A 26,499-nucleotide genomic window follows, 5' to 3' on the forward strand; every position below is an offset into this window, starting at 1 on the left:
AGCTATCCTGACCCGCCCGAACGCAAATTGCAGGTCAGGGCCGGTGCGGCCCAGACGGCTCCGTGGTTGACAGAAAGTCGGCGGGTACACCGACGTTGATCAGCTGGTCGCGCATCCGGTCCAGCGAGGCGAGGGTCCAGTCCGGATAGGCGGACAGGAACAGCAGTCGCTGGGCCGCGTCGCGGTCGGTCCGGGCTGCTTCGATCGATGCCTCGACCGCGCCTACAGCCCTTTCCCAATGATCACCGTCGGATGCGGTGACCCCGTCGGGCTGGGTAGCGCGCAGGGGACGCGACCGGCCGGTGAGAACCAGTGTGACAGCGGCGAGCAGGCCACCGGCGACGGTGAGAGCGGGAAGCAGCAGCCAGGTGGGAGCGGCGTCCCAGTACGCACCCGGTTGGAGGGCGCTGTGCACGGTGGCCACCGGACCGCTGTTGTCGTCGGGCGGGCGGAGCACGCGTACGAGGTTGCCGTACAGGGCGATGACAGGGAACGCCAGGGCGAGTGCGGTGACGGCGGTCAGTGCGGTCACGTTGGCCCGGTGTGTGGGATGTGCGGGACGAACCCGCCGTGCCATCGTCGCGGCGAGTGCCCATCCGGTGATCAGCCCGAGGGTCATGCCGGTGAGGCTGAGGGCGGGCATCGCCGCTGAACCAGCGGCCCAACTGGTAAGCCTGACGATGCCGGCTGCCTATGGTCGGGGTGTGGCGCAGATTCGTGCAACGCCGCAGTGGCTATTGTCCAACGCGACTTACGCCCATCTCGCGCGCCGTCTGCCTGCCGCCGGGATCGACCTCAGCCCCTTTTGGCGGCCACTACCGTCGCGCCCGTAGGCCGCGCGGCGCACGTTCACTGCCGCACGACACTGCCGGTGTTCACTCGGCACGCGCTTAGACCGTGTCTCATTTGGCGTGCTTGACGAGTTTGCGGTAGAAGATGAGGGCGCAGGCGATGGTGGTGAACGGGGCGAAGTGGTCGGCGTGGCGGTCGTAGCGGTGTATCAGGCGCCGGTAGCGCATCAGCCATGGCATGGTGCGCTCGATGACCCAGCGGTGGCGGCCGAGGCGTTGTAAAGACTCGATCTTCTTGCGGGCGATCCGCACGGTGATGCCGCGCCAGCGGACCTCAGCCCGCAGTGCTCTGTGGTCGTAAGCCTTGTCGGCGTGCAGCCTGTCGGGTCGGCGGCGCGGGCGGCCGAACGGCCCGCGACCGCTGGCAGACCGTCCAGCAGTGGCAGCAGCACCGCCGCGTCCGGCATGTTCGCTGCGGAGATGGCGGTGTTCAGCGGCAGGCCGCCACGCTCGACCATCGCATGGATCTTGCTGCCGGGCTTGCCACGGTCGACCGGGCTCGGCCCGGTCAGATCGCCCCCTTCTCAGCTTGTAACTGGATCGAGTCAATCACCGCCCTGGACCAGTCCAGGTCCCCACGAGCCTGCAGGCGGCCACCTTGATCGGTCGCTCGAGATCGCGCCACCCCCTGCCACAACGGCCGCCGATATACGACCGCTGGCTCCTACCGGCGCAAGTTACTGTGTTCGGGTGGAGACACTCGAGTCAGGACTTTCACGCCGCGGTCGGATACTCGCGCGTGAGGAAGAGTACGGCGATCACCCGAGTCCCGTGGACGCCGCTGACGCATATGCCCTCGATCACCTGCGTGGCTTGATAGCGGAAGCCGTCCGCCGCAACTCCGATGTCAAGCTCGATGGAACGGACCTGGTGCTCATCAGCATTACAGGTCGCTCACCGATGTCCACAGTGGTCGCCCACGACGTATTACGGCCACGTCGACTTTTGGTGATCCACTCTGGCAGGGGCGAGGAGGCTGTCAATGTAATCGGCGACTACGTGGTCGGTCCGGGTCGCCTGAGGCATTCCGAGTTCTTCCATAACCACGTAGACGCCACAGATCCACGGGTTGTGTACCAAATCATCAAAGACTTCCTCTCACGTTCTGACATTTCCCGTGATCGCGTGATCCTCAATATCACCGGCGGCAACAAAGTCATGAGCGCCGCCGCAGCGCTCGCCGCGTGGCAGCTCGATCTGGAACTGTGCTACGTCGATGTCGAGCCGGACCCTGCAACGGGACACATCCGGCCCGAGACTCAACGACTTCTTCTGTTGGACAACCCCATCAGCATCTTCGGCGACCAGGAGATGGTCCGCGCTGCGGAACTTCTACGAGCTGGCGCATTCGACATCGCGAGCAAGAGATACCAGGATCTGAGCGACCGGCTGGCCAGCCCAAGCGTAGCCAGATTCTGGAAGGCAGTGAGCGATCTGTATAAGGCGTGGTGTGACCTGGCGTTGGCCGACCTCCCCGCGCTCGCCGACCGCGTGGAGGACTTGCTCAACAGCTACAGGGAGCCGCTGTCGCCGGCAATCACATCCAGGATCCGGCAACAAGTCGCCTTCTTGCGGCGGCTGGACGACTCGCCAGAGAGCCGCCTCAACTTGATCCTGGGACTTCATATCCTCGGTGGCCACTATTCACGCCTCGGGCGGAATGACTTCGCGGCATTACTCTACTACCGGACGATCGAAGGCTGCCTAGCTTGGCGCCTTGAGGAGACCCACCGAGGATTTCTCTGTGACTCGCCGGACTACACATTGCTCGGCGATGACATCGAGAGTGGCTACGCTGCTTTGTCTATCGGATCTCCCGACGACGACTCCGGCTTGCCGTCCAAGGTAAGCCTCGTCGCGGCAGCGAGACTGCTCGCGTGCACGGACGACGATTTCGCAAAACGGGCGGGATTGACAAACCAAAGGGCGATCCGCAACTTGGCCGACCTGACAGCGGCGCGGAACAAATCAGTCTTGGCCCACGGCTTCAAGCCGATCGACGTTGAATCGTCCGAGAATCTCGGGAGACGCGCCTTCTTCTACCTCAAGACGATTTGGGAGCTACATCGGCCGGCGGAAGACCTCGATGACCTGAGAAAACACCTGGCCTTTGTTATTCCGCCAGAGAGCGGCGACTCAATGGCTAAGGAGGAATAGGCGAGAAAGCGGCAACTCTCAAGGTGCCGGTTCCAGACCTCCGACCGCCTTTCACCCTCAACCCGGTGCAGCAGTGTACGTCATGTCAGAATGGTCAATCGAGTGGTCCAAGAATCGTTGAGCGTCAGTGACCGCACTGCTACCGACCGGGAGAAGCACTCCTGCCTCTACGCTACCAAGAAGTCCGAGCCGCATGTCGAGGTTCGCTGAGAAAATAGCGCCTTGTCGCCCGTCCGCGATGACGGCTTTGGCGTGTGTCAGTGAATCGCCGTAGATCTCGACGCCGACGGAGGCAAGGTTGTCTAGTTCTTGCATGTGTGCAGGGAAGGTACGACCACGAACGAGTAGCCGAACTCGCACACCACGGTCGAGCGCAGACTTTAGAGGATCTAGCACCCAGTATGGTTCGTCGGCGATCCCAGCGATGCTGAAGGTGGCGAGGTCCAATTTCGATTCCGCAGAACTGATAATGTGCCGAATCGTCTCGGCGATCAAGCTGCGGTTGCTGTGGGTCCAGATGATCGAGCCGGTCGCATTGATCTGAACGGCCGGCAGTTGAGGGAGCGGTAGAACGGGCTTACGTTGCCTCAAGGCATACGCGAAGCCTGGCCGGGCTTCCTCGCTGCTTTCATGCCACAGCCGGGCGAAGAAGCGGCTAGCCTCGAGTATGCGCGCCTGGTCGTGGATAAGCACGCCCAACTCGCCTGTCACCGGCCGGTTGACCGTGCCGGTGAGGGCACTTGTCTCCAGGTTGGCGCTCCCGATCAGCGCGCGCCTGTCGTCGACAACTACGAACTTGGCGTGACAATCAACATGGCCGCGAACATAGATTCCCGCCTTGGTGAGCCTATGGAACCGCTTCTTCTGAGCCTCTATTGAGCCGCTGTCGTCCGCCTCGGTGTCTTCGAGGGAAACGAGATCAAGCTCAGCTAGACCTCGGGCGAGGGAACGATCGTTCCATGCCGTGATGACATAAACGCGGCCCCTCAGCCGGTCGACAGCGTCCAGAAGGGACCGCAGGAGGTCGTCCTCGCCCAAACGGAAACTTGCGATGAAGACCTTCTCGCGAGCGGAGTCGATCAGTTCGACAACGGTGTCGCGTATATTGGGTTCTGATCCCCGATAGGAGAAGACAACTTGCTGTCCGGCGTCATCGCATGATTCCGCCCGTATTGGCACGCTCGACAACTGCCCTTTCTGAAAGGTGCCTGTGCTTGGATCGACCTCGCCGACCTTTATCGGCCTAGTCACGCGGGATGTCCGTTGGCTCGGTGAGTGCATATGCGAGCGTGAAGTGTCCCAGCGACCACACTCGGCTTAGCATGTCGTCGATTGTCGTCAACTGCGGAACGTGTCGTTGCCGTGGCCTGCTCTCGTCAAGGAAACGGAGAATCGGATTGACCGAGTCCTCGGCCTGCGCTTTGGCTATTGCCTTGTCGCGCGTGAAGAGACGCTCAGCGCGTGGGTCTGTTGGGCGGAACGACATTGACAGAGAAACGGTGCAGTCATCGGCGGCCACCTCCAAGGCGGCTTCCGAAGCGAGGTTCTGACGGGCCGCCACTTCCGACGCCGATAAACCATCGATGTCGAGCTGCCAGGTATCTATTGAGCACCGTGTGGGCAAGCCACGTGGAGGCGTCGATGTTGACGAGGTCAAGGCGTGCCACAGTGCTCGCCGATACGTTGTCGTTCCCAGCACATCCGCCAACTGCTTCCATGAATCACCGAGGTTGGTCTGGCCCTGGATTGAGATGTGGACCGGCTCGGATCGTGCCTGACCGTTCGAACGCCGAGGAGGTTTCGAGCGGAACATAAGGGACAGTTCGGTGCTTTCATGGGTGGTTCGAAGGACCGCGTCGCACTGATACGCGAGACAAGTGCCGTCGGCGAACAGAGGTGGATCAGGAGTGGTTACCCGCTCTGTAAGTCCGACGACGCCAGAGTCGGCGCCGCGGATGCGGCCGAGCCGGATGTGCTCTTCCAGAAGGTCTGACCTCTTCACGCCCGCCAATTCTCGCGGGACGGGAACTGTCGCGACGACGTATCGGCCTCGATCGTCGAGCTTCGAGAACGCCTTCGCATCTTGTTTCGACAGGGCTACGACCTCGTCTGAGTCGGGCAAATAGATATATGATTGAGAGCCCTCGACCGCATCGTAAGTCTGTCCCCTTTCAAGAGTTTGGCGTGCCGTACTCGTTGCAAAGTATTCAGTATCGCGTCTTACGACGGCCCCGCCCCTAATCAGCCTACGGCAAAGCGCGTGCAGCAACTCGGATGGCAAACCGGTGATGGCCTCGAACTGCGCGGTACTGAACGTCTCAAGTTCTGTTGCGCATTCCAGAACGAACAATTCGAGCTTGGTCAGCCTCGAACTGTTGAGCTTCCTGACCTCTACATCGGGCCAGAATGCGATCCGCAACGCGGCTCCGTAAATGTGGAGCGCGTTGTCACCCGGCCCGTGGCTGCCTCGCGCCGAACGCCGGACTTCCACTGAGCGACGTGGCGTCATCAGGTGTCCTTCACGATAGTCATCACGTCCTTGCGACTTTCCAGCGTGCTAAAGAGATGCCTGTAGAACTTCGTGGCTTCCGGCACAGACCGTAGACCTTCGAGGGTGGGCCGGTGCCCGACCATGATGAGGCCGCGGCGAGCGCGCGTGAGTGCTACGTTGAGCCGGCGCGTGTCCTGTAGCCAGCGCCCGTAGTTCGGACCGGGCCTCCCCTGTTTAGCTCTGCAAAAACTGACGATCACCAAGTCGCTCTGCTGGCCCTGAATGCTGTCGATGACGCCGACCACATCGAAGCCAACCCTGGCGAAGGCCGGCGAGTGGGGGTACTCGATTCGGTCGCGGATGAGGCGGGCTTGCTTTTTGTAAAAGGTCAGGACGCTCACAGAGAGCGTTTCGTTAGTCGCTTGCAACTCCCGCTCGATATTCGAGCAAACGCGCCAAACCCAGTCCACCTCTAGGGCGTTGGTGAAGCCGCCGTCGTCGAACTCGTCGTAAGCACGCTGATGTGCCGCGGTATCCATGAAGACAACCGGAGCACCGAACGCCGGCAGCACGAACGGCTGTGGACCGGCCGCCCCCGGAGGGGGCGAGAGGAGTCCGCCACCGTAAATCGGCTCGTTGACCAAGCTCGCAATAGGCTCGATCATTCGCCGCTGTGTGTTCAGCTTGGCGACAAGCCCGTCCGGCACTGTGGTGATACACCGCTCGAACAAGCTCTTCGTCAGATGCTTGCGAACAAGCCTTATCACCTGCCGTTCCGGACTCTTTTTCTTCCGGCCGATCAAGCGCAGAAGATCATCGAAAGTTTTCTCATGGACCGACCAATTCGGTGATTTGCGCAGTTCTTCCGTCGCCGCGAGGACAGAGTCCCGCCGGAATTCTCTGGTCTCGTCGTCCTCATACCACTGCGTCGCAAGCCTGCTCACTGCCTCCTCAAGGTCGATGGCGCATCCTGCCTTGACGAGACGGATCGCCGCCAACGCCAGAAAGTGGAGCTCGTCCTTCGGGTCTAGATATGGTGGGAGTTGATGCTCGTCGCCCACGATAATCCATCGTTTTGACTGGTTGGCGCCGATAAGAAACTCAAGGTCGATGACTCGGCTCGCCTCATCAACAATAAGCGTGTCGAAGTCGACATCGTCAAGTGAGGCCGCTCCGCCCGGTGTCGCGAACAAAACGTTCGCCGACTGCCGAATCTGGAGCTGAAACTCGTCACGTGATTCAGCTCGACTCTTACCCTGAGTCTGCCCGCTAGCCTCAAACCAGCGGGCTTCCAACTCTATGAACTTCTTGAGCACGGCCGCCCGGTCGGCGAGTTCCTGCTCGCGCGCCTCCCAAGCGTGATCTGCAATGCTATTGATTTCGTGCCCGACAAGATGGACGAGACGGTCGGCGGCTAGGACCTCTCGTACTCGCGCCTCGGCCAGCTGGTCCTGCGCCCTCATGTATTGCTCGGCGAGACGCTCGCGTTCGCCTGCATAGCGGGCCGCGCCTTCCATCAACTGCTCGGAGCGCTCGGCCTGCCGCAGAGATATCGCTTCGATCCTGGACTCTGTTGCTTGGATGATTCGCTCAAGTCTCTTTGACTTGGTTCTCAGTTCGCCAATCTCGCTAAGTTGAGCCATCACGCCAGGACCAGCAGGACGAGTGCCCCTTCGCTTTACGTCGGCTAGCTTTGAGTGAAGGCGTTCTAGCGATTCTTCGGACTCACGAACCGTCTTAACGTCAGATGACTCAGATTTGTTTATTTCTGAGACCTGACTCTCGTACTCCCTCTCCAGACGCTCCAGGGCGCCGGTGCCGTCTGCCAGGGTTTGCTCGAAAAGGGACCGCTGACTTCGGTACAGCCGGAACTCAGTGATCGCTTCGCGCAGAGAAACTAGCTCCTCGATTTCATCGCGCCACTCTTTCGCTCTGGACTGATCAATTGTCCTTGCGCGCCGCAGGTAGGTCGCTGACAGATGCTCCGGCATGAATCGCTGCAGGTCCTGGCGAACCCTCGACTCATCCCACGCGATACGGATAGGAAAGATGCTCGGCTCATTGCTAAGTCTCTGGAGGACCTCATCCAGGGCCACGTGCATAGGAGCGACCAGTAAGACACGCTCGCCTCGTTCGACGAGCTGTAACACGCTCTCGGTAATAACGCAGGTCTTGCCGGTGCCGGGAGGGCCCTTGATAAGAAAGGCGTGTGGGGCGTTGACCGCACCAGCAACTGCTTCTCTCTGTTCATCGTTGAAACGAAAATCGTCCGGACCGGCTCCGCATTCCAGGTGGAATTGACCAATCTCTGTTCGCTGTATGTTTGACAGTCCTTCGGGCCGTAGTAGGAGAAGTGCCAGGTCGTCCCATGATCCATCTATGTTCTCCGCGGTGAAACGGCGAACTGCGGCCGCATTGGCAAGCATCGAGAAACGAGGCACAGCCTCGGCGGTTACGTTGAGCCCTCGTTCGAGAACGACACTGCGGGGTAGTCGAAGTAGCAGGACTCCACGGTCCTTGTTGGAGCCGGCTTCGTCAACCCGGCACCGTAGAGTGACTTGATCCCCTAGCGTGAGCGTGACTCTTGAGTGATCGAACAGGCGCGAATTGGCTTGAACCTGGACGACCGCGTTTCCTACGTGGCTGCCCGCGACCACGCCTTCCTCAGATATCTCTCCAGTCGTCGCAGCGCGCACCCGTAATACCTGGAGCAAGGCCGAGATGGTGGCAAGCTCGCGTTTAGCGTCCCTCCTGAAACTTCTGCCTGGCGGCGTGCGTTTTTCCTTAGCTAACCGCCGACGGCTCGTACCACGAATGCTCTCCCGCCTGCGGAGGATTGACCTCGCTCTTGCGAATTTTTCCACAAGGTCAGGGAGGTCACACGGTGCGTCGTCGCGCTGTGGTCTCTCGAGCGTTACTGAATCCGGCCGGACCAACAAGCTGCGCCGGGCGACGATTGAGAACTGGACGTCGACTACTTTTGCTATTTCCGTGGACCCATCACGGCCAGTTGACGGGACAACAATGAGCCGAAACTGGGAGCCGGTCGCGATGAAAGCACTGCCTTGCTCTCTATGTGTGAGCGTCATCCCGTCCATCAGGTCGGCCTCGATCTCGTGAGCGCTGACGCCTGCCTTGTCCAAGACGTGCCGCAAGACGGTGAAGCGAATTGTCGCCTTCTCCGCATCGCATCGCGCGAATGCCTCAGGGTTGCGCTCGACGCACTCGTCATCAAGCCACGCGATGGGAATTTGCATCTCGGTCACTGGACAGGGGACCTACTGACGCCTGGTGCATACCGGTGCCGCCGACGGCACGTTTCGAGACGTGAATGCAGGGCCCTCCTCCTGCGCGTTATGCGGCGGCCCGCCGTTGTCGGAGGTGCGGCCGTCTGGCGAACCGCGTTGCGAGCGACCGAGAAGCTTGCCATCGACGGACCTCCTGCTTCATCTTCTGGCCCATTATGCACGTCAGCTTCAGGTAAGAACGCTCCTTAATCTGCATGTATCGATGGTAAGTCCGGTCTGACCTAGGCGATTGGCTGGGAGTTGAGCGGTCGTGGCTTCCGACGGCCACTCGATTGGACGGCGGATGTGTCGCGGACCCTGGACTTGCCGAACTGTTCCTACTCCGCGCTTGAAGGTTGGCGGAGCGGCGTCGTCCACCCACGGTCGCGTACACCACCGCATCAGGGTCATTGCGTTGTTGGGTTGCTGCTGGTTACGGCGGTGATGAGGTCGTGTGGGCGGCGGTTGGCGCGGCGGGTTGCGCGGGCGATGTTGGCCTCGCCGTCGATGCGGCTGCAGCTGATCGCGCTGTTGCGCAGGGTGGTTTTGACGGTGGGTTCGGTGCCGGCGCGGGTGCAGGCTTGGTGGAGATTTTCACGGAACGTGACATCTCGGATGTAGTGGATCTTGTTCTCGATTCGCCATTCGCGGTGGGCCCAGTCCTGTAGGTCGGCGGGTTGGGCTTCGTTGGCGGGCGGGGACACGATCGGGTACGCGGTCTGGCGGCTGGTCTTTTGCGCTGGTGGTGCGGGTGATTCGGATGGCCTGTTGGGCGTGGGGAACGATACCGCTGGGGGCGTGCACGGTGATGGCTTTGACGGTGCGGGTTTCACGACGGCCGTATCGGGTGTCGCGGGCGCGGTCCCCTGCCGGGGTCTGCGCCCAGGGCAGGGCTTTGAGCTGGGCGAACAGGGTGGGCTGGTTGCCCTTGGGGCAGTCGTCGGCTCGTGGAATGATGTTCAATGAGCTGCTTCTATAGCTGTCAAGTGGTGCTGGTCGCTGAGTAGGCGCCGTTCAGGGTCCGGAAGAGTTGCCGGCTGATGTAGCGCTCGAGGCTGCGCATGATCTCGCGTTTGGTGCGTCCTTCGCGGGGGCGGCGGGTTACGTAGTCGCGGGTGCGAGGGTCGTGGCCCATGCGGACCAGCGCGACGGTGTAGAGCGCTCGGTTGAGGCGTTGGTCGCCGCCGCGGTTGAGCCGGTAGCGGGTGGTGTTGCCTGAGAGGCCGGTAGCGGTGACGCGCCGGCCAAGGCAGCGAACGCGGCTTCGGAGCGGACGCGGCCAGGGTGGGACCAGGCCAGCAGAACGGTGGCGGCGACGACGGCGCCGACACCTGGCAGGGCGAGCAGTTGTGGCGCTTTCGCGGTGACAGCTTCGTGCAGCGCGGTGTGGTTGGCGGCTAGTTCTGCGTCGAGGGCACGGATCCGAAGGCCGCTCGAGGGCGGACAATCCGGTCACATGTCCGCTGCACAGCGAGGGCCTGCGCGGAGAAAGGTCGCGCTACGAGGGTGTGCTGCCTGTCGCAGCGGGTAACGCAGGCAACCCACTGGTACCCAGGCTCCCAGAACACCTACCCGGGAGGTCCTCACCCTTTCAACATCCCTGACGCGTCACCAACGTCCATGGACACAGAACACCTGCCGCAGCCGCAGGGCGGCGAGCGGAGCCGCTGTACGCCGGCGAACACGACTCGCGCTTCCCCACGACCTACGAGCGCCAGGCACGGGCCGAACGCGAAGCGGTACGCCTGGCGTGCGAACCCGAACCGGCGGTATACGGGTCAAGCGGCGGCTGGTGAGCCAGCGCCCCGCTCGTCATTTTGACGTGGGGGCAGGGGTCGTGCTGACTGGCGGGCTGCCAGGCGTTGCGGTAGATGGTGCGACGGTTGGCGACGAGGTCGGCGCTGGCGAGGATTGCACCGCGTTCTTCCACAGCGCCGCCACGCCAGCCGTCGCACCCGCAAGGATGAGGCCACCCACGACCGTCACCACGATCTGAGCGACGACTCCGGTCGCAAAGCCGACCTTGCCGAGGCCGGGATGGTCCTCCACGACAATCGATCGCACCCGAGCGGGAAGTGCCGCCATTGCTGCCAACTTGCCCACTAGGGTTCGGTCCGTGGCATCCGCCCTCTCGGCCTTCTCCTCCAGCGCACCGATTATCAGGTCGCAGGTGTTGACGACCTGTTGAGGCGGCATGGCCTCTACATCACGGAGCGAATGGTCCCAGGCTGTAATGGGGTCGATCGGCATGCCGACGTTCGGCACCACGAAGGTTCGCGAAATCCCGGACTGCAACTGCGCGCGCTTGGCTCTGCCGGCCAGTTGCGACGTCCTCTGAGAGGCTGTTGCGGCCTTTGCCTTCTCCGTCTCCTTCGGCCGAAACGCCATGATCGAGTTGCTCATGTACTCCCGCACGGGCTCCATGTGGGACAACACAGACTGGTAGGCGTCGCGGAAGTTGGCGACATCCTGCGCCATCTGCTTGTAGCGCTCACTTCTCTTCATCCTTGGCCTAGCCCGCTCCGACGGTCTTGGCAAGGGCAGTTCCCGCCACGTCCACGGCGATGTCCCGGCCAGCGGAACCGAGCCAGTCTGCGGTCTTGCGCAGCCATCCGCGCTTCTCCTCGTCCGGCTCCTGGTCAGCCGCCTGCTGCATGGCTTGGACCAAGCGGTCGGCCAAGGTCTCCGGGGTAGGCCAGGTGCCAACTGTCCTGCGAGCATGCCCGCTTGGTTCGCGGATCAGGCACATGTCGCGTCCGTCAAAATCGCTCGCGTCTTCGTACTTGAAGAGCGGTGGGCGCTCACCAGCGAGAGCAAACAGGGCGACCAGGGTGGTTTCTAGGTCGAGGCCTACACGCTTGGCGACATCCCGCGAGTCCATGTCCCTCACGCCCTCGTCAGAGATCTCCACGATCGCGCGCAGGACCGGGAGCTCTCGGCTCTCCCAGGTGTCCTCCATCATGGCCCGGACAGTAATGCAGGAGTGCGACGGGGACACCCGTCCGCGTTGGTGCCAGCCTCGGCGCGCGAACCGGAGGTTCCGGGGCCGTCTGCCCTGCTGGTGGGTGCCCCGACGACCTGGGAGCGTTCCCGCGCCTCGGAGATGAACGAGAGGTAAAGCCCCCGACTCATCTGGAATCATTCCAGAACTGCGAGTTACTCCGTGGTGCACCCCCGACTCCGCCATGTGATCATTTTCGCGGCCGAGCAAGCCGGTCGATGGACGCGCAGGTCAGAGGCTTATGTGGACGGGAGCGCTCCGCGCCCTCCATCGCCGGACTTAGTTCGGCGTTCAAGGCCTCTGGCGAGTCATCCGGTCGTTTACCAAATTTCCGAGTCGCGGTAACCCCGTGCGGCGAGACCGGCTGTGCCGAGCGCCATCCCAGTGGTAGGCGTACCCGTTGTCCTCGATCGCCAATCTGCGCCCGGTCCCTGTGCCGGCGAGGATGGTGCCCCCTGGATCGTGGAGAGGCTCCACTGCGGCTTCTTACGACGCTTGACTACCGTGAAGAGCCAGTCGGCGCGGGCGATCGAGACGCTGCGGGGTCATCTGGTCGGCCGGCCGAGCATCGTTGAGGAGGCGCGTACCCATGGATGATCTGTCCCGGCGGATGCGAGCCGCCGTCGCCACACCACCGCCGACCCGTATCGACGTGGAGGAACTGATCTCCGGTGACGCTCGGCGGCGACGCCACCGGGCCTGGACGTTCGCCGGCACCGGGGTGGCGGCTGCGGTCGCGGCGGTGCTGGTGACGCCCGCGATCCTGGCCGGTGAGGGGAACGGACCGGGCCCGTCGGCCGTCGGTCCGCCAAGGTCGGTCTCGACGGCGACTGCCGCGCCGGGCCTCTGCACGGGTGTCACGCCGAAGCCCACCGGTCCTGAGCCGCCGCTGCAGTCACACGACACGGTGCGGGACCGCCCGACCGAGCCGCCCACGACGGCCGCCGCTCGGTTGAGCGCCGTGCTCGGTGCGGTGCTGGAGGCCGAACTGCCGGACGACATCGTGGTGGAGTCCGTGCAGCCGAGCTGCAGTCGGCCCCAGTTCCAGTACCACCCGAGATACCGACACTACGAGGCGGTAGGCGACTTGCAGCGAGGGACGTCCTCCGGCTGGTTCATGGTGACTGTCGACGCGAGCCCGGCCTCGGACGAGGCGAGCTGCGCGTACGCGCCGGACGAGCGGACCTGCGAGGTACTTGACCAGCCCGACGGCTCGGTCGCGGTGGTGAGCAGTACCCCGCTCGGCGAGGGCGTGGTGCAGGCGACGGTGTCCGTGTTCCGGCCGGACGGCACGGTGGTGCAGCTCATGGCCAGTAACGGGCGGGTGACCCGGGACGGGAACGAGCACGTCACCACCCGGACCGCCGAGGAGTTGCTGCTGACCACGGCGCAGATGGTCACCATCGGTCGTACCGCCGGCTTGACGCTCTATCCCTGAACCGGGGGATCGCGGTGTGCCGAGGGGATCCACTGCTCGCCGAGGGGCACCGGCCCCTCGGTCCGGCCCGAGGGTCCGCCGGACGGGGCGGGCGGATAGCGGGGTGGTTGGTCCAGGGCCCGCAGCACCGGCAGCGGCGCGGCGACCACCGTGGCCGCCAGCAGCGCCCCGGCCAGCACCAGGAAAGCGGTCCGCACTCCCAGCCACTCCACCAGCGGCCCGGCCAGCAGGTAACCGGCCGGACCGGCGGCGTACGAGAACGAAGTCATCACGCCGACCACCCGTCCGCGCAGGCGCTCCGGGGTGCGGGTCTGCATGGCGTAGTTGGTCAGCGGGTTCACCGGCCCGTACGCGAGTCCGACCAGCACCGAGAAGACCAGCATGACCGGGTAGGCGGGCAGGAACGCCAGGCCGAGCAGCGCGCCGCCGGTGACCACCAGGGCGACCGCCAGCAGGGTACGGCGGCGGACCAGCCGACCGGCGACGCCGGAGGCGAGCGCGCCGACCACCACGCCGGCGCTCATCGCCATCAGGATCGTGCCGAGCCGGGCCGGTTGGCCCTGCTCGACGAACCACACCGGCAGCAGCACCCCCTCCACCGGCAGGTACAGCGCGACGAGCACCATGGTGACCAGCGCGAGGGTACGCAGCAGCGGGTCCCGCCAGACGAAGCGGAGCCCCTCGGCGGTGCCTCGCCACAGGCCGCTCGGCGGTCGTTCGGGTCGACCGGAGCCGGGTAGCCGGACGGCCGCGATCAGCAGCACCGCCAGGGTGAAGCCGGCGGCGGTGACCCAGAGCGTGGAGACGGGGCCGATGGCGGCGATGAGCAGGCCGCCGACGCCCGGTCCGACGAGGAAGGCGAGCCCGAAGATCGCCTCGTGCACGCCGTTGGCGCGTTCGATGCGCCAGCCGGCGGCGTGCGCGGCGGCGGGGAGCAGCGTCTCGCGGGCGGTCAGCCCGGCCGGGTCGAACACGGCGCCCAGCACGGCGAGCGCCACGATCCAGCCGAGGTTCAACCCGAGCAGGGCGTCCACCGCCGGGATCGCCGCCACGGAGAGGGCGGACAGGGCGTCGGACACCAGCGCGGTACGCCGCCGGCCGATCAGGTCCACGACGGTGCCGGAGACGAGGCTGGAGAGCAGCAGGGGCAGCGCGGTGGCGGCGGCGACCACCCCGGCGGCGGTGGCGCTGCCGGTCCGTTCCAGCACCAGCCAGGGAAGGGCCACGACGGCCACCCCGTTGCCGGTACCGGAGAGCAACGTCGCCGTTTCCAACAACACGAGCGGTGTACGGCGGCGGCCGGCGGCGGTCATGGCACCCCCAGCGTAGGCCCGCCGGGGGGCGCCGGGGGGTGGATCAGAACAGCCGCCCCCGGTACGGGTGGGTCCGCGACCAGGTCTTCTCCCAGTCCTTGAGGTCGGCGGCCACCCGAGGCGACCCGGACAGGTACCGCCAGTAGTCCTCCGCCGCCGCCCGTACCTCGTCGAGTGCGTACTCGCCGCGCTGGTTGTCCAGAATCGTGTTGACCACCGAGACGCGGGCGGCGGTGATCACGACGTCGAAGGCCTCGCCCTCCCACTGGGTGCGCGCCTCACGTCCGCTGACCACGTCATCGACGATCGCCAGCAGGTCGAGGCACTGGTAGGGGGAGTTGCGCAGCTCCATCATGAACCACACCCCGACGGGCACCCACCGGTCGTCCGTGGACTCGTACCGGGGGAAGCCCTTCGGGTCGGTGTAGAAGCTCAGCGGGTGCACGTGCTCTCCCTGCTCAGAGGTACGGGAACCCGTGCTTGAGGGCACCGGTGTTCAGATCGTAGTACCCCATGATCGGCACGCCGTTGGCCTCACCCAGCCAGGATCCATCCGGCAGCCGCTGGGTGGCGGGATCCTTGAACGCGCTGGTCACGGCCGCGTCGACCTGGCCCGGGGTCCAGTCGTCGGGGAAGAACGTGCTGCGTCCCTGACCGACCTTGGGCATCCACTGCCCGGGTGGGTCCTTGTAGAACTCGACCTTGGCCTCGTACACCCCGGTGGTGTTGTCGCGGCGCAGCACCTGCCCGATCCGGCGGTTCTCGAAGTCCTGGCCGCCGGGGCGGTAGTGGTAGCCCTTGCGGGTGTGGGTCTCGCCCTGGAAGGTGTGTCGCAGCCGCTCCGGGGTCATCCGCTCGGCGCGGGCCCGCTTGGCGGCCCGGCCGTCCTGCTTGCGCAGGTAGCGCAGGGCCGCGCGGACGAGCTTTCCGCTGCTCTTGCGCTGACTCACGCGTGTGGCCACCGTCGGTCCTCCCCGGCCGGGTGATCGTCGCCGCTCGATCCTAGGCGCGCGGCGCCAACCCCGGTGCCCCGGGCCGGTCAGCCGTGGTGCCGGCGCAGCTCGCGGGTGAGGACCTTGCCGGTGGCGTTGCGCGGCAGGTACTTCACGAAGACCACGTCGCGCGGCACCGAGAAGCGGGCCAGGTGGTGCCGGACGTACTCGCGGACCGCCTCCTCGTCGAGGGTCTCACCCCGGTGCAGGGCGAGGAAGGCGGCCAGCCGCTGCCCGTACTCCGGGTCGGGTACGCCGATCACCGCCACCTCGCGGACCTGGGGCAGCTCGGCGAGCAGGTTCTCCACCTCGGCGGGGAACACGTTCTCGCCACCGGAGACGATCATGTCGTCGGCGCGGCCGTCGACGAAGAGCAGCCCGTCGGCGTTCATCCGGCCCAGGTCGCCGGTGTCCAGCAGGCCGTCGCGGCGTTCCCGGCCGGCGCCGGAGGTGTAGCCCTCGAAGAGCATCTCGTTGCCGACGAAGATCCGGCCGACCCGTCCGCTCGGCACCGGCAGGCCGGCGTCGTCGAGGATCGCCACCCGGGTGCCGTGCGGGGGACGTCCGGCCGTGGTGGGTGCGGTCCGCAGGTCGGCCGGGGCGGCGATGGACGCCCAGGAGACCTCCGTCGAGCCGTACAGGTTGTAGAGCACGTCGCCGTAGGTGTCCATGAAGGCCGACGCCAGGCTGCCGGGCAGCGCGGAGCCGCTGACCGCGACGACCTTCAGCGGCGGCCGCGGGTCGGGCGCCGGGTGTTCGAGCAGGCGTTGCAGCATCACAGGTACGGCGAACAGCGCGTCGCAGCGGTGCGCGCCGAGCGCGGTGAGCGTGGCGGTCGGGTCGAAGCGCCGGTGCAGCACGATCGTGGCGCGCAGCGCGAGGCACACCTGGAGGGCGGCGAATCCCCAGGTGTGGAAGAGCGGTGCCGCGATCAGCACCCGGTCGCGGGCGTGCAGGGGAATGCGGTCGATGATGGACACCAGCGGGCCGAATCCCGCCGGGGTCGGGCGGCGGGCACCCTTGGGGGCGCCGGTGGTGCCGGAGGTGAGCACGATGATCCGGGCGGCGCGCTCCGGCGGTCGCAGCTCGCCCCGCGAGGCGCCGGTGACCAGGTCCTCGCGGGCCTGCTCGTCGAGGCGGTGCAGGTCGGCGGGGAGCCCGGTCACCCGGTCGGCGAACTCGGTGTCGTGCACCAGCACCCGTAGCCGCTGCTCCCCGGCCACGGTCGCCAGTTGGGCCCCGGAGAGTCCGGAGTTCATCAGCACCGCGTCCGCGCCGAGCAGGGTGGCGGCGACGATCGTCTCGATCAGCCCGTGGTGGTTGCGGCAGAGCACGCCGATCCGGTCGCCGGCGCGGACTCCGACGGCCGTGCGCAGCGACCGCGCCAGCCGCTCGGCCCGGTCCAGCAGTTCGGCGTACGCCAGCTCGTGACCGTCCTCGTCGATGATCGCCGGGCGGTCCGGCTCGCGGGCGGCGGCCTGGCGCAGTTCGCCGGCGAGACCCCACCCCCAGCGGCGCAGGGCGCCGAGTTGGGCCGCGATCCGGACCGGATTGCCCGGGGTGAGCAACCCACGCCGGGTCAGGGTGGCGGCGACGAACGGCAGGTCCATGCGGCGGGCCTCCTCTGCCCGGTAATCGCGGGTGCGCGCCCGCCGAACGGATCGGCGGGCGCGACTCAGCGGATCTGGACGCCGGAGATGGCGCGCGAGATGACCAGGCGCTGGATCTCGGAGGTGCCCTCGAAGATGGTGTAGATCTTCGCGTCCCGGTACCACCGCTCGACCGGGTGGTCGCGCAGGAAGCCGGCCCCGCCGAGCATCTGCACCGCCTTCCCGGTGACCGAGACCGCCACCTCGCCGGCCTTGAGCTTGGACATCGAGCCCTCACCGGCGGTGAACGGCCGGTTGTTGCGGCCCATCCACGAGGCCCGCCACACCAGCAGCCGGGCCGCGTCGATCTCCATCCGCATGTCGGCCAGCGTGAAGGCGATCGCCTGGTTGGTGATGATCGGCCGGCCGAACTGGACCCGCTCCTTCGCGTAGTCCAGCGCGTACTCGTAGGCGGCCCGGGCCACGCCGAGCGCCTGCGCGCCGACGGTGGGCCGGGACAGCTCGAAGGTCCGCATCGCCGCCTGGCCGGAGGCGCGCTGCCCGGACCGGGCCCGGGCCAGCCGCTCGTCCAGGGCCTCCTTGCCGCCGAGCAGGCAGCGTCCGGGTACCCGTACGTCGTCGAGGAAGACGTCGGCGGTGTGCGACGCGCGCAGACCCAGCTTGCGCAGCTTGCGGGTCGCGGTCAGTCCGGCGGTCCCCGGCGGTACGACGAACGCGGCCTGCCCACGGGAGCCCAGCGACGGCTCGACCGAGGCGGTGACCACGTGCACGCCGGCGATGCCGCCGTTGGTGGCGTACGCCTTCTGACCGCTCAGCACCCACTCGTCGGTGGCCTCGTGGTAGACCGCGCGGGTCCGCATCGCGCCGACGTCGGAGCCGGCCTCGGGTTCGCTGGTGCAGAACGCGGCGACGGCGGGGTCGGCGGCGTCGCCGAAGCACTGCGGAACCCACTCGACCATCTGGTCGGGGGTGCCCGCGCCGTAGATCGCGGCGACCGCGAGGGAGGTGCCGAAGATGGACAGGCCGATGCCGGCGTCACCCCAGAAGAGTTCCTCGCTGGCGATCGGCAGGGAGAGGCCGGTCGGGTCGGCCCAGCAGGTGGCGAGGAACTCGAAGCCGTAGAGGCCGACCTTGGCGGCCTCCTGGATCACCGGCCAGGGAGTCTCTTCCCGCGCGTCCCACTCGGCCGCGGCCGGGCGCACGACCTCGGCGGCGAAGCCGTGCACCCAGTCGCGTAGATCCCGCTGTTCCTCGTTCAGGTCGAGCGAGAACTCGGCCATGTCAGGCCTTGGGGATGTCGAACAGGTTGGCGATGTTGGCGGCCAGGCCCAGGTCGCCCTTTGCCTTGAGCTTGCCGGTCATGAACATCATCACCGGGTTGGCGCCACCGGAGACGATCTTCAGGAACTCGACCGGGCCCATGGTGAGGCTGAGCTTGGGGTCCCGGGTGGCGCCCTCGTTGACCGTGCAGGTGCCGTTCTCGATGACGACCTCGTAGGTGTCGGTGCCGCCGTCGGGACGACCGGTGATGTTCCAGTGGATGACGGCGTTGGTCGAGCCGGCCCGGTCGGCGCGGAAGAGCTGCGGCATCCGGCCGAAGACCTCGCTGAGGATCTTGCCGCGCTGCTCGCCGGCCATCACCTCGGCGATCTTGTCGTCGGGGGTGGACTTGACCAGCTGCGCGAACTCCTTGGGGCCGACGTTGGCGAAGTTGGCCGGGTCGAAGTCAGTCATGGTGGCGCACCTTCCGGGGGATTCTTGGCTACTCGCGCGTAACCCTACGCACGAGTAGGTATGCTCGCAAGGGTGTCCAGCGCGCCCACCTTCCGCCGCCTCCCCCGGGCCGTACGCGAGCAGCAGATGCTCGACGCGGCGGTCAAGGTCTTCTCCCGGCGCGGCTTCCACGCGGCCAGCATGGACGAGATCGCCGAGGACGCCGGCATCTCCAAGCCCATGGTCTACGCGTACCTGGGCACCAAGGAGGAACTCTTCGTCGCCTGCCTGCACCGTGAGGGCACCCGGATGATGCACGCCATCGCCGGGGCCGCCGCCCCCGACCTGCCCGCGGACGTCCGACTCTGGCGCGGGCTGCGGGCCTTCTTCGGCTTCGTCGGGGCACACCGGGACGGCTGGGCGGTCCTCTACCGGCAGGCCCGCGGCGAGCAGCCGTTCGCCGGGGAACTCGCCGCCATGCGGGCCCGGCTGGTCGAGGTGGTCGCCGGGATGCTCGACCACGCGCTGCGCACCGAGGGGCGCCAGGTGGGCGAGACCGACCTGGAGGTCGTCGCGTACGCCCTGGTCGGCGCGACGGAGTCGCTCGCCGACTGGCTCGCCGATCACCCGGAGGCCGACCCGGAGAAGACCGCCACCCGGATGATGAACGTCGCCTGGCAAGGCGCCGCCCAGCTCCTGCACGGCGAAACCTGGCGCCCACCCGCGGTGTAAGGAAGGGCCCCTTATTAACGCCTCCGGTAGAGGAAGGGCCCCTTTTTAACGCGCCGCCGCACCGGATCGGCGGCGCTCAGGAGTCGACGGCGGCTTTTCGTGCGGCGGCGCGGCGCTTCGCGCGGTGGCGGAGCCAGCGGACCGCCTCCAGCAGCAGGGTGATCGCCACCGACAGGCCGACCCCGGCCAGGATTCCCCGGATCGGGTCGCGTTCGAAGGCCAGCCCGCCGAAGTGGCCGAGCAGCCCGCAGTAGAGCGCCCAGCTCAGCGCCGCGATCCCGTCGAACAGCAGGAAATTCCGCAGCGGATACCGGACCGCACCCATGGTCAGCGTGACCGCCGTCCGGCCGCCGGGGACGTACCGGGAGGTGGTCAGGATCAGCCCGCCACGCCGGTCCACCGCCCGGCGGGCCCAGTCCGAGCCGGCCCGGCGGCGACTGTCGGCGGGCAGCTTGGCCAGCCGGTGCGCGCCCCCGCCGCGTCCGATCGCGTACGAGATGTGGTCCCCGGCGAGCGCGCCCACGGCGGCGGCCGCGATCACCCACACCAGATCGGGGTTGCCGCCGGTGGCCAGCACGGCGGCGGTGATCACGGCCGCCTCGCCCGGTACGACCGGGAAGAACGCGTCGAGCGCGGTGAGCCCGAAGATCAACAGGTACACCCACGGTGAGGCGACCATCTGCCGGAGCAGGTCGAGCACGGACTCCATGCCCCTCATGCTCCGGGCCCCGCCTGTTAAGAAGGGGCCCTTCCTCGACAATAGGCGTTAATAAGGGGCCCTTCCTTGCACTGAGCCGGCGAGGTGCGGGCGGCCCTTGGTGTCGTGCAGGGCGAAGTCCATGGTCGGGGTCGTGCTGAACGCCACCGTGCTGGGCAGCGGCACCGGCAGCTTGAACGCGACGTCGACCGTGTAAGCCTCGGGCAGCCGGTTGTCCAGCGCCGCCAGGCAGCGGGCCTTGCTCCACATGCCGTGCGCGATGGGCCGGGGGAAGCCGAGCAGCCGGGCGCCCAACCGGGAGGTGTGGATCGGGTTGTGGTCGCCGGAGACCCGCGCGTAGTCGGTGCCGACGCGGGGCTCGACCCGCCACCGGGCCGAGGCGGCCGGCGGCGCGGGTCGCTCACCCCGGTCGCGCCGCTCGCCGCCGCCGGGCGTGCGCTCCTTGCCGAGGTACGTCGAGACGCCGCGCCACACCTCCTCCCCGGCGACCGTGCCGACGAGCACCACGTCGATCTGCCGGCCCCGGTCGTGCGGGCGCAGGTTCTCCGCGTACGTGTGGAAGTCGATCGTCTCGTCGGCCCGGATCGGGCGGCACACGGTGATCCGGTTGCCGACGTGCACCACGCCGGTCAACGGGATCGGAAACCCGGCCGTGGTCATCAGCCGCAGCGACAGCGGGAAGCCCATGATGTGCGGGTACGTCGCCGGCAGCCGGTCGGTCAGCGGGAACCCGCACACCCGGTCGTAGTCGGCCAGGTGCGCCCGGTCGACGGTGACGCCGGTGGTGGCCAGTTCCAGCGCGGGAGCCTCGGCGGCTCGCCGACCGCCGAGGCCGGGCAGCGCGCCGAGCAGCGCCTTCCGGTAGAGCGGCCCGGACGCGGGCATCCGGGGCAGGTCGACGCGGGTCCGGACGGGGGCGGACTGGTCGGTCATCACGCCCCCAGCAGGCTCTGGCCGCAGACCCGTACGACGTTGCCGCTGACCGCGCCGGACGCCGGCCAGGCGAGCCAGCCGATCGTCTCCGCCACGTCCACCGGCAGGCCGCCCTGGGACAGGCTGTTCATCCGCCGGCCGGCCTCGCGCAGCCCCAACGGGATGCGGGCGGTCAGCCGGGTCTCGATGAAGCCGGGCGCGACCGCGTTGACGCTGACCTGCCGGTCGCGCAGCGCCGGGGCGAGCGACTCGACCAGCCCGATCACGCCGGCCTTGCTGGTGGCGTAGTTGGTCTGCCCCCGGTTGCCGGCGATCCCGGCGATCGAGGACACCGACACGATCCGCCCGCCGGCCGGGATCAGGTCCCGTTCCAGCAGCACGTCGTTGATCCGTTCCTGGCTGGAGAGGTTGATGTCGAGCACCGCGTCCCACCGGTCGACGTCCATCCGGCCGAGGGTCTTGTCCCGGGTGATGCCGGCGTTGTGCACCACCACGTCGACCCGCCCGTGCCGGCTCGCCAGGTGCTCGGCGAGCCGGGTCGGCGCGTCCGGTGCGGTCAGGTCGAGCTGCACCGCCGCGGCGCCGATCTCGTTGACCACCGCGGCCAGCTCGTCCCCGGCGCTCGGCACGTCCAGCGCCACCACCTGGGCACCGTCCCGGGCGAGCACCCGGGCCAGCGCCGCGCCGATCCCGCGCGCCGCGCCGGTGACCAGCACGACCTGCCCGTCCAGCGGGCGGTCCCAGTCGGCCGGCGGCTCCGCCCGCCCGGTGCCGACCCGGACGACCTGCCCCGAGACGTACGCGGAGCGGCCGGAGAGCAGGAACCGCAGGGTGGACTCCAGGCTGGTGCGGGTGCCCGCGTCGCCGGCCGGGGTGACGTACACCAGTTGCGCGGTGACCCCCCGGCCGAACTCCTTGCCGATGCTGCGGGTCAGCCCCTCCAGGCCCCGCTGGGCGGTCGCCTCCCGGGGGGAGCCGCAGTCGTCCGGCGCGGTGCCGAGCACCACCACCCGGCCGCTGGGCAGCACCGAGCGGGCGTACGGGTGGAAGAAGTCGTACAGCTGGCGGAGCTGGGTGGAGTCGGTGACGCCGGTGGCGTCGTACACCAGGGCACCGAACCGTTCCTCGCCGGTGACGCCGGCGGGATCGCGCAGCTCGACCCCGGCGGCGGTCAGGATCTCACCGACCTGCTCGGCGAGGCGCCCGCCGGTGGCGGCGCCGAGCAGCGCGGGACCGGGCAGCAGGGGGTCGCCGGGAGCGTGCCGGCGCAGGCGGGGCGGGTCGGGCAGCCCGAGGCGCTTGACCAGCGCGCGGCCGGCCCCCGATTGGACGAAGCTCGCGTACCTGTCGGTCATGGGCGTAGCCTACTGGCGAGTAAGGTGGAGGCAAACAGTCTTGGAGGCGGATCGTGCAGAACATCCGACGGGTCGCGGTCATCGGGGGCAACCGGATCCCCTTCGCCCGGTCCAACTCGCGCTATGCCGACGCCTCCAACGCCGACCTGCTCGGCGCGGCACTGGACGGGCTGGTCGCCCGGTTCGGCCTGGCCGGCCAGCGGGTCGGCGAGGTGGTCGCCGGCGCGGTGCTCAAGCACGCGAAGGACTTCAACCTCACCCGTGAGGTGGTGCTCGGCTCGAAGCTGGACCCGCACACCCCCGCGTACGACATCCAGCAGGCCTGCGGCACCGGCCTGGAGGCCGCCATCCTGGTCGCCAACAAGATCGCCCTCGGGCAGCTCGACGTGGGCATCGCCGGAGGTGTCGACACCACCTCCGACGCGCCGCTCGCGGTCAACGAGGACCTGCGCCGCACCCTGCTGCGGCTCAACAGCGCCCGGACCCTCGGTGAGCGGCTGAAGATCGCCGCGAAGCTCCGCCCGCACCAGCCGTTCACGCCGGAGGTCCCGCGCAACGCGGAGCCGCGCACCGGACTGTCGATGGGTGAGCACGCCGCCCGCACCGCACTGCGCTGGGACGTCGACCGGCAGTCTCAGGACGAGCTGGCGCTGCGGTCGCACCAGCGGCTCGCCGCGGCGTACGACCGGGGCTTCTTCGACGACCTGATGACCCCGTACCTCGGGCTGACCCGCGACCAGAACCTCCGCGCGGACACCAGCCTGGAGAAGCTCGGCTCGCTGAAGCCGGTGTTCGGCGCGAAGGGCCCGGACGCGGAGCGGGCCACCATGACCGCCGGCAATTCCTCGCCGCTGACCGACGGCGCCTCCACCGTGCTGTTGGCCAGCGAGCAGTGGGCGCGGGAGCACAACCTCCCGGTGCTGGCCTGGTTCAGCTGGTCGGAGACCGCGGCGGTGGACTTCGTGCACGGCGACGAGGGGCTGCTGATGGCCCCCGCGTACGCGGTGCCCCGGATGCTCGCCCGCGCCGGGCTGACGTTGCAGGACTTCGACTACTACGAGATCCACGAGGCGTTCGCCTCGCAGGTGCTGGCCACCCTCGCCGCCTGGGAGTCGCCGGAGTTCTGCAAGGACCGGCTCGGTCTGGACGCCCCACTGGGCTCGATCGACCGGGCGAAGCTCAACGTCAACGGCTCCTCGCTCGCCGCCGGCCACCCGTTCGCGGCGACCGGCGGCCGGATCGTGACCACCCTGGCGAAACTGCTCGCCGAGAAGGGCAGCGGGCGCGGCCTGATCTCCATCTGCGCCGCCGGCGGGCAGGGCGTCACGGCGATCCTGGAGCGCTGACCCCGGTACGCGCGGACGCCCGCCACGGTCGGTCCGTGGCGGGCACCTGTCGCTGCGTTTCTGGCTCAGCCGAGGATGAAACTCTCCCAGAGGCCGACCACCGTGCGGTTGGCGATGAGAGACGCCCGACCGCCGCTCTCGGCCACCACGTACCGGTTGTTCACCTTGGCCTTGAACGAGCGTCCGGCGTCGGCGACGGAGACCCGGTGGAACTTCTCCGCAGGGCCGATCGTGGTCCGGCTCGCCCTCAGGGTGGCGAAGGAGTCGGCGTCGGCTGCCACGTACCGACCGTTGGCCTCAGCCTTGAGGCTGATCGTTCCGTCGGGGTTGGACGAGAAGCGGAACTGCTCTGCTTTGCTGACAAACTGGCTGTTCGCGGTGAGCAAACGGCATAGCCGGTCAGACCCCCGGACTCAGATGTCGATCATCTCGCGGAGCACCCGGCGTACCTCCGCCACCTGCTCGGGCCGGAGCCGGTGGACCGGCCCGCGCCCGGTCAGCCGGCTGGCCGAGACCGTCCGCACCTGCTCGGTGATCACCCACCCGGTGCGGCTGCCGGGGATCTCGATCGGCACCCGGTGCAGCCAGCCGGGTCGTTCCCGGGTGGTCAGCGGGAGAACGCTGACCAGCGCGCCGGCGGTCAGGGCGAGGTGGAAGCGGGACGACACGACGAGGGCCGGGCGCTGCCCGGCCTGCTCCCGGCCGGCGACCGGGTCGAAGTCGAGCCACCACACCTCCCAGGGGCGGATCCGGCTCACGCCTTCGGGTCCCACGGGTCACCGACCGGTGCGTCGGCGCCGTGCCATCCCTCCGCCTCGTCCAGGTAGGCGTTCCACCCGTCCGGGTCGACCGCGCGGTAGTGGTCCATCGCCGCGACCGCCTTGGCGCGCCAGTGCTCCTCCAGCAGTCGGCGGACCGCCTCGTCCGCGCTCACCCCGCCGAAGTCCTCCGCGGCGACCCGGAGCACCTGCTCGCGGGTCTCCGGGCTGACCCGCATCATCGTCGTCATACCGGGAAGTATACGGCGATGTAAACAGCCCCGCCGCCGCCCGATGAGAGCGGGCCGGAGGCATGAAAGACTGAGGTACGTGACGACGATCCCCAACGTGCTCGCCAACCGCTACGCCTCCCCCGAACTGGTGGCCCTCTGGTCGCCGGAGGAGAAGGTCCGGATGGAACGGCGGCTCTGGCTCGCCGTGCTCCGGGCCCAGCGCGACCTCGGGGTCGCCGTCCCGGACGGGGTCGTGGAGGCGTACGAGCGGGTGGTCGACCAGGTCGACCTGGCGTCGATCGCCGAACGGGAGCGGGTGACCCGGCACGACGTGAAGGCCCGGATCGAGGAGTTCAGCGCGCTCGCCGGCCACGAGCACATCCACAAGGGGATGACCTCGCGGGACCTCACCGAGAACGTCGAGCAACTCCAGGTCCGGGCGTCGCTGGAGCTGATCCGCGACCGGGTGGTGGCCACCCTGGCCCGGCTCGCCTGGCACGCCCACGAATACTCCGGCCTGGTCATGACCGGCCGCTCGCACAACGTGGCGGCCCAGGCCACCACGCTGGGCAAGCGCTTCGCGTCGGCCGCCGAGGAACTGCTGATCGCGTACGAGCGGCTGGAGGACCTGATCGGGCGTTACCCGCTGCGCGGCATCAAGGGTCCGGTCGGCACCGCCGCCGACCAGCTCGACCTCTTCGACGGCGACGCCGGCAAGGTGGCCGAGTTGGAGGCGCGGGTCGCCGGGCACCTCGGCTTCGCCCGGGTGCTGGACAGCGTCGGGCAGGTCTACCCGCGCTCACTCGACTTCGACGTGCTCTCCGCGCTGGCCCAGGTCGCCGCCGCGCCGTCGTCGCTGGCCACCACGATCCGGCTGATGGTCGGTCAGGAGTTGGCCACCGAGGGCTTCAAGCCCGGTCAGGTCGGGTCCAGCGCGATGCCGCACAAGATGAACACCCGCTCGTCGGAGCGGGTGAACGGCTTCGCGGTGATCATCCGGGGCTACCTGTCGATGGTCGGCGAGCTGGCCGGCGACCAGTGGAACGAGGGGGACGTCTCCTGCTCGGTGGTCCGCCGGGTGGCCCTGCCGGACGCGTTCTTCGCCGCCGACGGGCTCTTCCAGACCTTCCTCACCGTGCTCGACGAGTTCGGACCGTACCCGGCGGTGATCAGCCGGGAGCTGGAACGCTTCCTGCCGTTCCTGGCCACGACCAAGATCCTGGTGGCGGCGGTACGCCGGGGCGTCGGTCGCGAGGTGGCCCACGAGGTGATCAAGGAGCACGCGGTCGCCGTGGCGCTGGCCATGCGGGAGAAGGGCGCGGCGGAGAACGACCTCTTCGACCGCCTCGCCGCCGACGGCCGCCTCGGCCTCACCCGGGGCGAGATCGACACGCTGGTCGCCGACCGCGGTGCCTTCGTCGGCGCCGCCACCACCCAGGTCGACCGGATCACCACCCGCGTCACCCGGATCGTCGAGGCCCACCCCGAAGCCGCCGCCTACTCCCCACCCCCCATCCTCTAACCCCCCACCCACCCACCCCAACCCCCCACCCCCCACCCACCCCCGTCCC

The 26,499-nt window shown here is 67.8% G+C and carries 25 protein-coding genes and 1 pseudogene; 5 read left to right on the plus strand and 21 right to left on the minus strand.

Features of this window, described 5'->3' with window-relative positions; all coding sequences use genetic code 11:
* Window positions 1–34 precede the first annotated feature (34 nt).
* A complete protein-coding gene (locus D7223_RS09325; RefSeq protein ID WP_147442467.1) occupies window positions 35–619 on the minus strand; it encodes a hypothetical protein in 585 nt (194 codons plus the stop codon).
* A 283-nt stretch (window positions 620–902) separates the two neighbouring features.
* On the minus strand, window positions 903–1,400 hold the full coding sequence (locus tag D7223_RS09330; protein ID WP_120727224.1) for a transposase: 498 nt from the start codon (window positions 1,398–1,400) through the stop codon (window positions 903–905).
* A gap of 141 nt (window positions 1,401–1,541) precedes the next feature.
* Between D7223_RS09330 and D7223_RS09335 the strand changes: the two genes are divergently transcribed.
* Window positions 1,542–3,008, plus strand: coding sequence for a TIGR02710 family CRISPR-associated CARF protein (locus D7223_RS09335; protein ID WP_147252630.1), 1,467 nt, complete (start codon window positions 1,542–1,544; stop codon window positions 3,006–3,008).
* A gap of 57 nt (window positions 3,009–3,065) precedes the next feature.
* On the opposite strand, the gene D7223_RS09340 is transcribed toward D7223_RS09335, so the two are convergent.
* The 7 genes and pseudogenes from D7223_RS09340 to D7223_RS09365 form a co-directional block, all read right to left on the minus strand.
* A complete protein-coding gene (locus tag D7223_RS09340) occupies window positions 3,066–4,259 on the minus strand; it encodes a phospholipase D-like domain-containing protein (protein WP_158610850.1) in 1,194 nt (397 codons plus the stop codon).
* On the minus strand, window positions 4,252–5,427 hold the full coding sequence (locus tag D7223_RS32455; protein WP_147252629.1) for a hypothetical protein: 1,176 nt from the start codon (window positions 5,425–5,427) through the stop codon (window positions 4,252–4,254). The genes D7223_RS09340 and D7223_RS32455 overlap by 8 nt, the downstream gene beginning before the upstream one ends.
* A gap of 89 nt (window positions 5,428–5,516) precedes the next feature.
* Window positions 5,517–8,756 (minus strand): DEAD/DEAH box helicase, encoded by a 3,240-nt coding sequence (locus tag D7223_RS09345; RefSeq protein ID WP_238161831.1) that lies wholly within the window; start codon window positions 8,754–8,756, stop codon window positions 5,517–5,519.
* 437 nt (window positions 8,757–9,193) lie between these two features.
* On the minus strand, window positions 9,194–9,490 hold the full coding sequence (locus D7223_RS09350) for a transposase (protein WP_238161772.1): 297 nt from the start codon (window positions 9,488–9,490) through the stop codon (window positions 9,194–9,196).
* A 278-nt stretch (window positions 9,491–9,768) separates the two neighbouring features.
* Window positions 9,769–10,208 (minus strand): annotated as a pseudogene (locus D7223_RS09355) (transposase).
* A gap of 390 nt (window positions 10,209–10,598) precedes the next feature.
* Window positions 10,599–11,264 carry a hypothetical protein gene (locus D7223_RS09360; protein ID WP_120727232.1) on the minus strand — a complete coding sequence of 222 codons (666 nt, stop codon included), beginning with the start codon at window positions 11,262–11,264 and terminating at the stop codon, window positions 10,599–10,601.
* A 34-nt stretch (window positions 11,265–11,298) separates the two neighbouring features.
* Window positions 11,299–11,748, minus strand: coding sequence for a hypothetical protein (locus D7223_RS09365; RefSeq protein ID WP_120727234.1), 450 nt, complete (start codon window positions 11,746–11,748; stop codon window positions 11,299–11,301).
* A 628-nt stretch (window positions 11,749–12,376) separates the two neighbouring features.
* Here D7223_RS09365 and D7223_RS09375 point away from each other — a divergent pair.
* Window positions 12,377–13,225 carry a hypothetical protein gene (locus tag D7223_RS09375; protein ID WP_147252627.1) on the plus strand — a complete coding sequence of 283 codons (849 nt, stop codon included), beginning with the start codon at window positions 12,377–12,379 and terminating at the stop codon, window positions 13,223–13,225.
* Here D7223_RS09375 and D7223_RS09380 read toward each other — a convergent pair.
* From D7223_RS09380 to D7223_RS09405, 6 genes are all read right to left on the minus strand, one after another.
* Window positions 13,216–14,538, minus strand: a complete 1,323-nt coding sequence (locus D7223_RS09380; protein ID WP_120727238.1) for an MFS transporter — start codon at window positions 14,536–14,538, stop codon at window positions 13,216–13,218. The two genes, D7223_RS09375 and D7223_RS09380, sit on opposite strands and share 10 nt — an antisense overlap.
* Window positions 14,539–14,581: 43 nt before the next feature.
* Window positions 14,582–14,983 carry a hypothetical protein gene (locus D7223_RS09385; RefSeq protein ID WP_120727240.1) on the minus strand — a complete coding sequence of 134 codons (402 nt, stop codon included), beginning with the start codon at window positions 14,981–14,983 and terminating at the stop codon, window positions 14,582–14,584.
* A 13-nt stretch (window positions 14,984–14,996) separates the two neighbouring features.
* On the minus strand, window positions 14,997–15,500 hold the full coding sequence (locus D7223_RS09390; protein WP_238161774.1) for an EndoU domain-containing protein: 504 nt from the start codon (window positions 15,498–15,500) through the stop codon (window positions 14,997–14,999).
* Between the two features lie 77 nt (window positions 15,501–15,577).
* Window positions 15,578–17,140 (minus strand): AMP-binding protein, encoded by a 1,563-nt coding sequence (locus tag D7223_RS09395; protein ID WP_120727242.1) that lies wholly within the window; start codon window positions 17,138–17,140, stop codon window positions 15,578–15,580.
* A gap of 65 nt (window positions 17,141–17,205) precedes the next feature.
* Window positions 17,206–18,420: an acyl-CoA dehydrogenase family protein gene (locus D7223_RS09400; RefSeq protein ID WP_120727244.1), complete on the minus strand. Its 1,215-nt coding sequence runs from the start codon at window positions 18,418–18,420 to the stop codon at window positions 17,206–17,208.
* 1 nt (window position 18,421) lies between these two features.
* The gene (locus D7223_RS09405) at window positions 18,422–18,874 is read right to left on the minus strand and encodes an SCP2 sterol-binding domain-containing protein (RefSeq protein ID WP_120727245.1); all 453 of its coding nucleotides are present in this window, start codon (window positions 18,872–18,874) and stop codon (window positions 18,422–18,424) included.
* 72 nt (window positions 18,875–18,946) lie between these two features.
* Here D7223_RS09405 and D7223_RS09410 point away from each other — a divergent pair, with 72 nt between their 5' ends.
* The gene (locus D7223_RS09410) at window positions 18,947–19,585 is read left to right on the plus strand and encodes a TetR/AcrR family transcriptional regulator (protein WP_186832299.1); all 639 of its coding nucleotides are present in this window, start codon (window positions 18,947–18,949) and stop codon (window positions 19,583–19,585) included.
* A 76-nt stretch (window positions 19,586–19,661) separates the two neighbouring features.
* Here the strand turns inward: D7223_RS09410 and D7223_RS09415 are convergent, their stop codons facing one another.
* Genes D7223_RS09415 through D7223_RS09425 form a run of 3 tightly spaced genes read right to left on the minus strand, consistent with a single transcriptional unit; the run spans window position 19,662 to window position 22,591 of the window.
* The gene (locus D7223_RS09415) at window positions 19,662–20,294 is read right to left on the minus strand and encodes a DedA family protein (protein WP_120727250.1); all 633 of its coding nucleotides are present in this window, start codon (window positions 20,292–20,294) and stop codon (window positions 19,662–19,664) included.
* 57 nt (window positions 20,295–20,351) lie between these two features.
* Window positions 20,352–21,236: a MaoC/PaaZ C-terminal domain-containing protein gene (locus tag D7223_RS09420; RefSeq protein WP_120728125.1), complete on the minus strand. Its 885-nt coding sequence runs from the start codon at window positions 21,234–21,236 to the stop codon at window positions 20,352–20,354.
* Entirely contained in the window at window positions 21,236–22,591 is a 1,356-nt protein-coding gene (locus D7223_RS09425; RefSeq protein ID WP_120727252.1) for a 3-oxoacyl-ACP reductase, read from the minus strand. The genes D7223_RS09420 and D7223_RS09425 overlap by 1 nt, the downstream gene beginning before the upstream one ends.
* Window positions 22,592–22,644: 53 nt before the next feature.
* Here D7223_RS09425 and D7223_RS09430 point away from each other — a divergent pair, with 53 nt between their 5' ends.
* The gene (locus D7223_RS09430) at window positions 22,645–23,937 is read left to right on the plus strand and encodes an acetyl-CoA C-acetyltransferase (RefSeq protein WP_120727254.1); all 1,293 of its coding nucleotides are present in this window, start codon (window positions 22,645–22,647) and stop codon (window positions 23,935–23,937) included.
* Window positions 23,938–24,002: 65 nt separating this feature from the next.
* Here the strand turns inward: D7223_RS09430 and D7223_RS09435 are convergent, their stop codons facing one another.
* The 3 genes from D7223_RS09435 to D7223_RS09445 form a co-directional block, all read right to left on the minus strand.
* Window positions 24,003–24,218 (minus strand): fascin domain-containing protein, encoded by a 216-nt coding sequence (locus tag D7223_RS09435; RefSeq protein WP_147252626.1) that lies wholly within the window; start codon window positions 24,216–24,218, stop codon window positions 24,003–24,005.
* A 132-nt stretch (window positions 24,219–24,350) separates the two neighbouring features.
* Window positions 24,351–24,695: a type II toxin-antitoxin system PemK/MazF family toxin gene (locus tag D7223_RS09440; protein ID WP_158610851.1), complete on the minus strand. Its 345-nt coding sequence runs from the start codon at window positions 24,693–24,695 to the stop codon at window positions 24,351–24,353.
* The gene (locus D7223_RS09445; protein ID WP_147252625.1) at window positions 24,692–24,946 is read right to left on the minus strand and encodes a hypothetical protein; all 255 of its coding nucleotides are present in this window, start codon (window positions 24,944–24,946) and stop codon (window positions 24,692–24,694) included. The genes D7223_RS09440 and D7223_RS09445 overlap by 4 nt, the downstream gene beginning before the upstream one ends.
* 79 nt (window positions 24,947–25,025) lie before the next feature.
* On the opposite strand from D7223_RS09445, the gene purB reads away from it, so the two are divergent.
* Window positions 25,026–26,450, plus strand: a complete 1,425-nt coding sequence (purB, locus tag D7223_RS09450) for an adenylosuccinate lyase (RefSeq protein ID WP_120727259.1) — start codon at window positions 25,026–25,028, stop codon at window positions 26,448–26,450.
* Window positions 26,451–26,499: the final 49 nt, after the last annotated feature.

It is taken from the genome of Micromonospora endolithica, assembly GCF_003626595.1.
Lineage (GTDB): Bacteria > Actinomycetota > Actinomycetes > Mycobacteriales > Micromonosporaceae > Micromonospora > Micromonospora endolithica.

Bases quoted from the DNA above. Each gene is read 5' to 3' on its own strand.
- D7223_RS09325 (WP_147442467.1), bottom strand. From the start codon at position 619: ATGACCCTCGGGCTGATCACCGGATGGGCACTCGCCGCGACGATGGCA.
- D7223_RS09345 (WP_238161831.1), bottom strand. From the start codon at position 8,756: ATGCAAATTCCCATCGCGTGGCTTGATGACGAGTGCGTCGAGCGCAAC.
- D7223_RS09360 (WP_120727232.1), bottom strand. From the start codon at position 11,264: ATGGCGCAGGATGTCGCCAACTTCCGCGACGCCTACCAGTCTGTGTTG.
- D7223_RS09365 (WP_120727234.1), bottom strand. From the start codon at position 11,748: ATGATGGAGGACACCTGGGAGAGCCGAGAGCTCCCGGTCCTGCGCGCG.
- D7223_RS09375 (WP_147252627.1), top strand. From the start codon at position 12,377: ATGGATGATCTGTCCCGGCGGATGCGAGCCGCCGTCGCCACACCACCG.
- D7223_RS09380 (WP_120727238.1), bottom strand. From the start codon at position 14,538: ATGACCGCCGCCGGCCGCCGCCGTACACCGCTCGTGTTGTTGGAAACG.
- D7223_RS09395 (WP_120727242.1), bottom strand. From the start codon at position 17,140: ATGGACCTGCCGTTCGTCGCCGCCACCCTGACCCGGCGTGGGTTGCTC.
- D7223_RS09400 (WP_120727244.1), bottom strand. From the start codon at position 18,420: ATGGCCGAGTTCTCGCTCGACCTGAACGAGGAACAGCGGGATCTACGC.
- D7223_RS09405 (WP_120727245.1), bottom strand. From the start codon at position 18,874: ATGACTGACTTCGACCCGGCCAACTTCGCCAACGTCGGCCCCAAGGAG.
- D7223_RS09415 (WP_120727250.1), bottom strand. From the start codon at position 20,294: ATGGAGTCCGTGCTCGACCTGCTCCGGCAGATGGTCGCCTCACCGTGG.
- D7223_RS09420 (WP_120728125.1), bottom strand. From the start codon at position 21,236: ATGACCGACCAGTCCGCCCCCGTCCGGACCCGCGTCGACCTGCCCCGG.
- D7223_RS09425 (WP_120727252.1), bottom strand. From the start codon at position 22,591: ATGACCGACAGGTACGCGAGCTTCGTCCAATCGGGGGCCGGCCGCGCG.
- D7223_RS09445 (WP_147252625.1), bottom strand. From the start codon at position 24,946: ATGACGACGATGATGCGGGTCAGCCCGGAGACCCGCGAGCAGGTGCTC.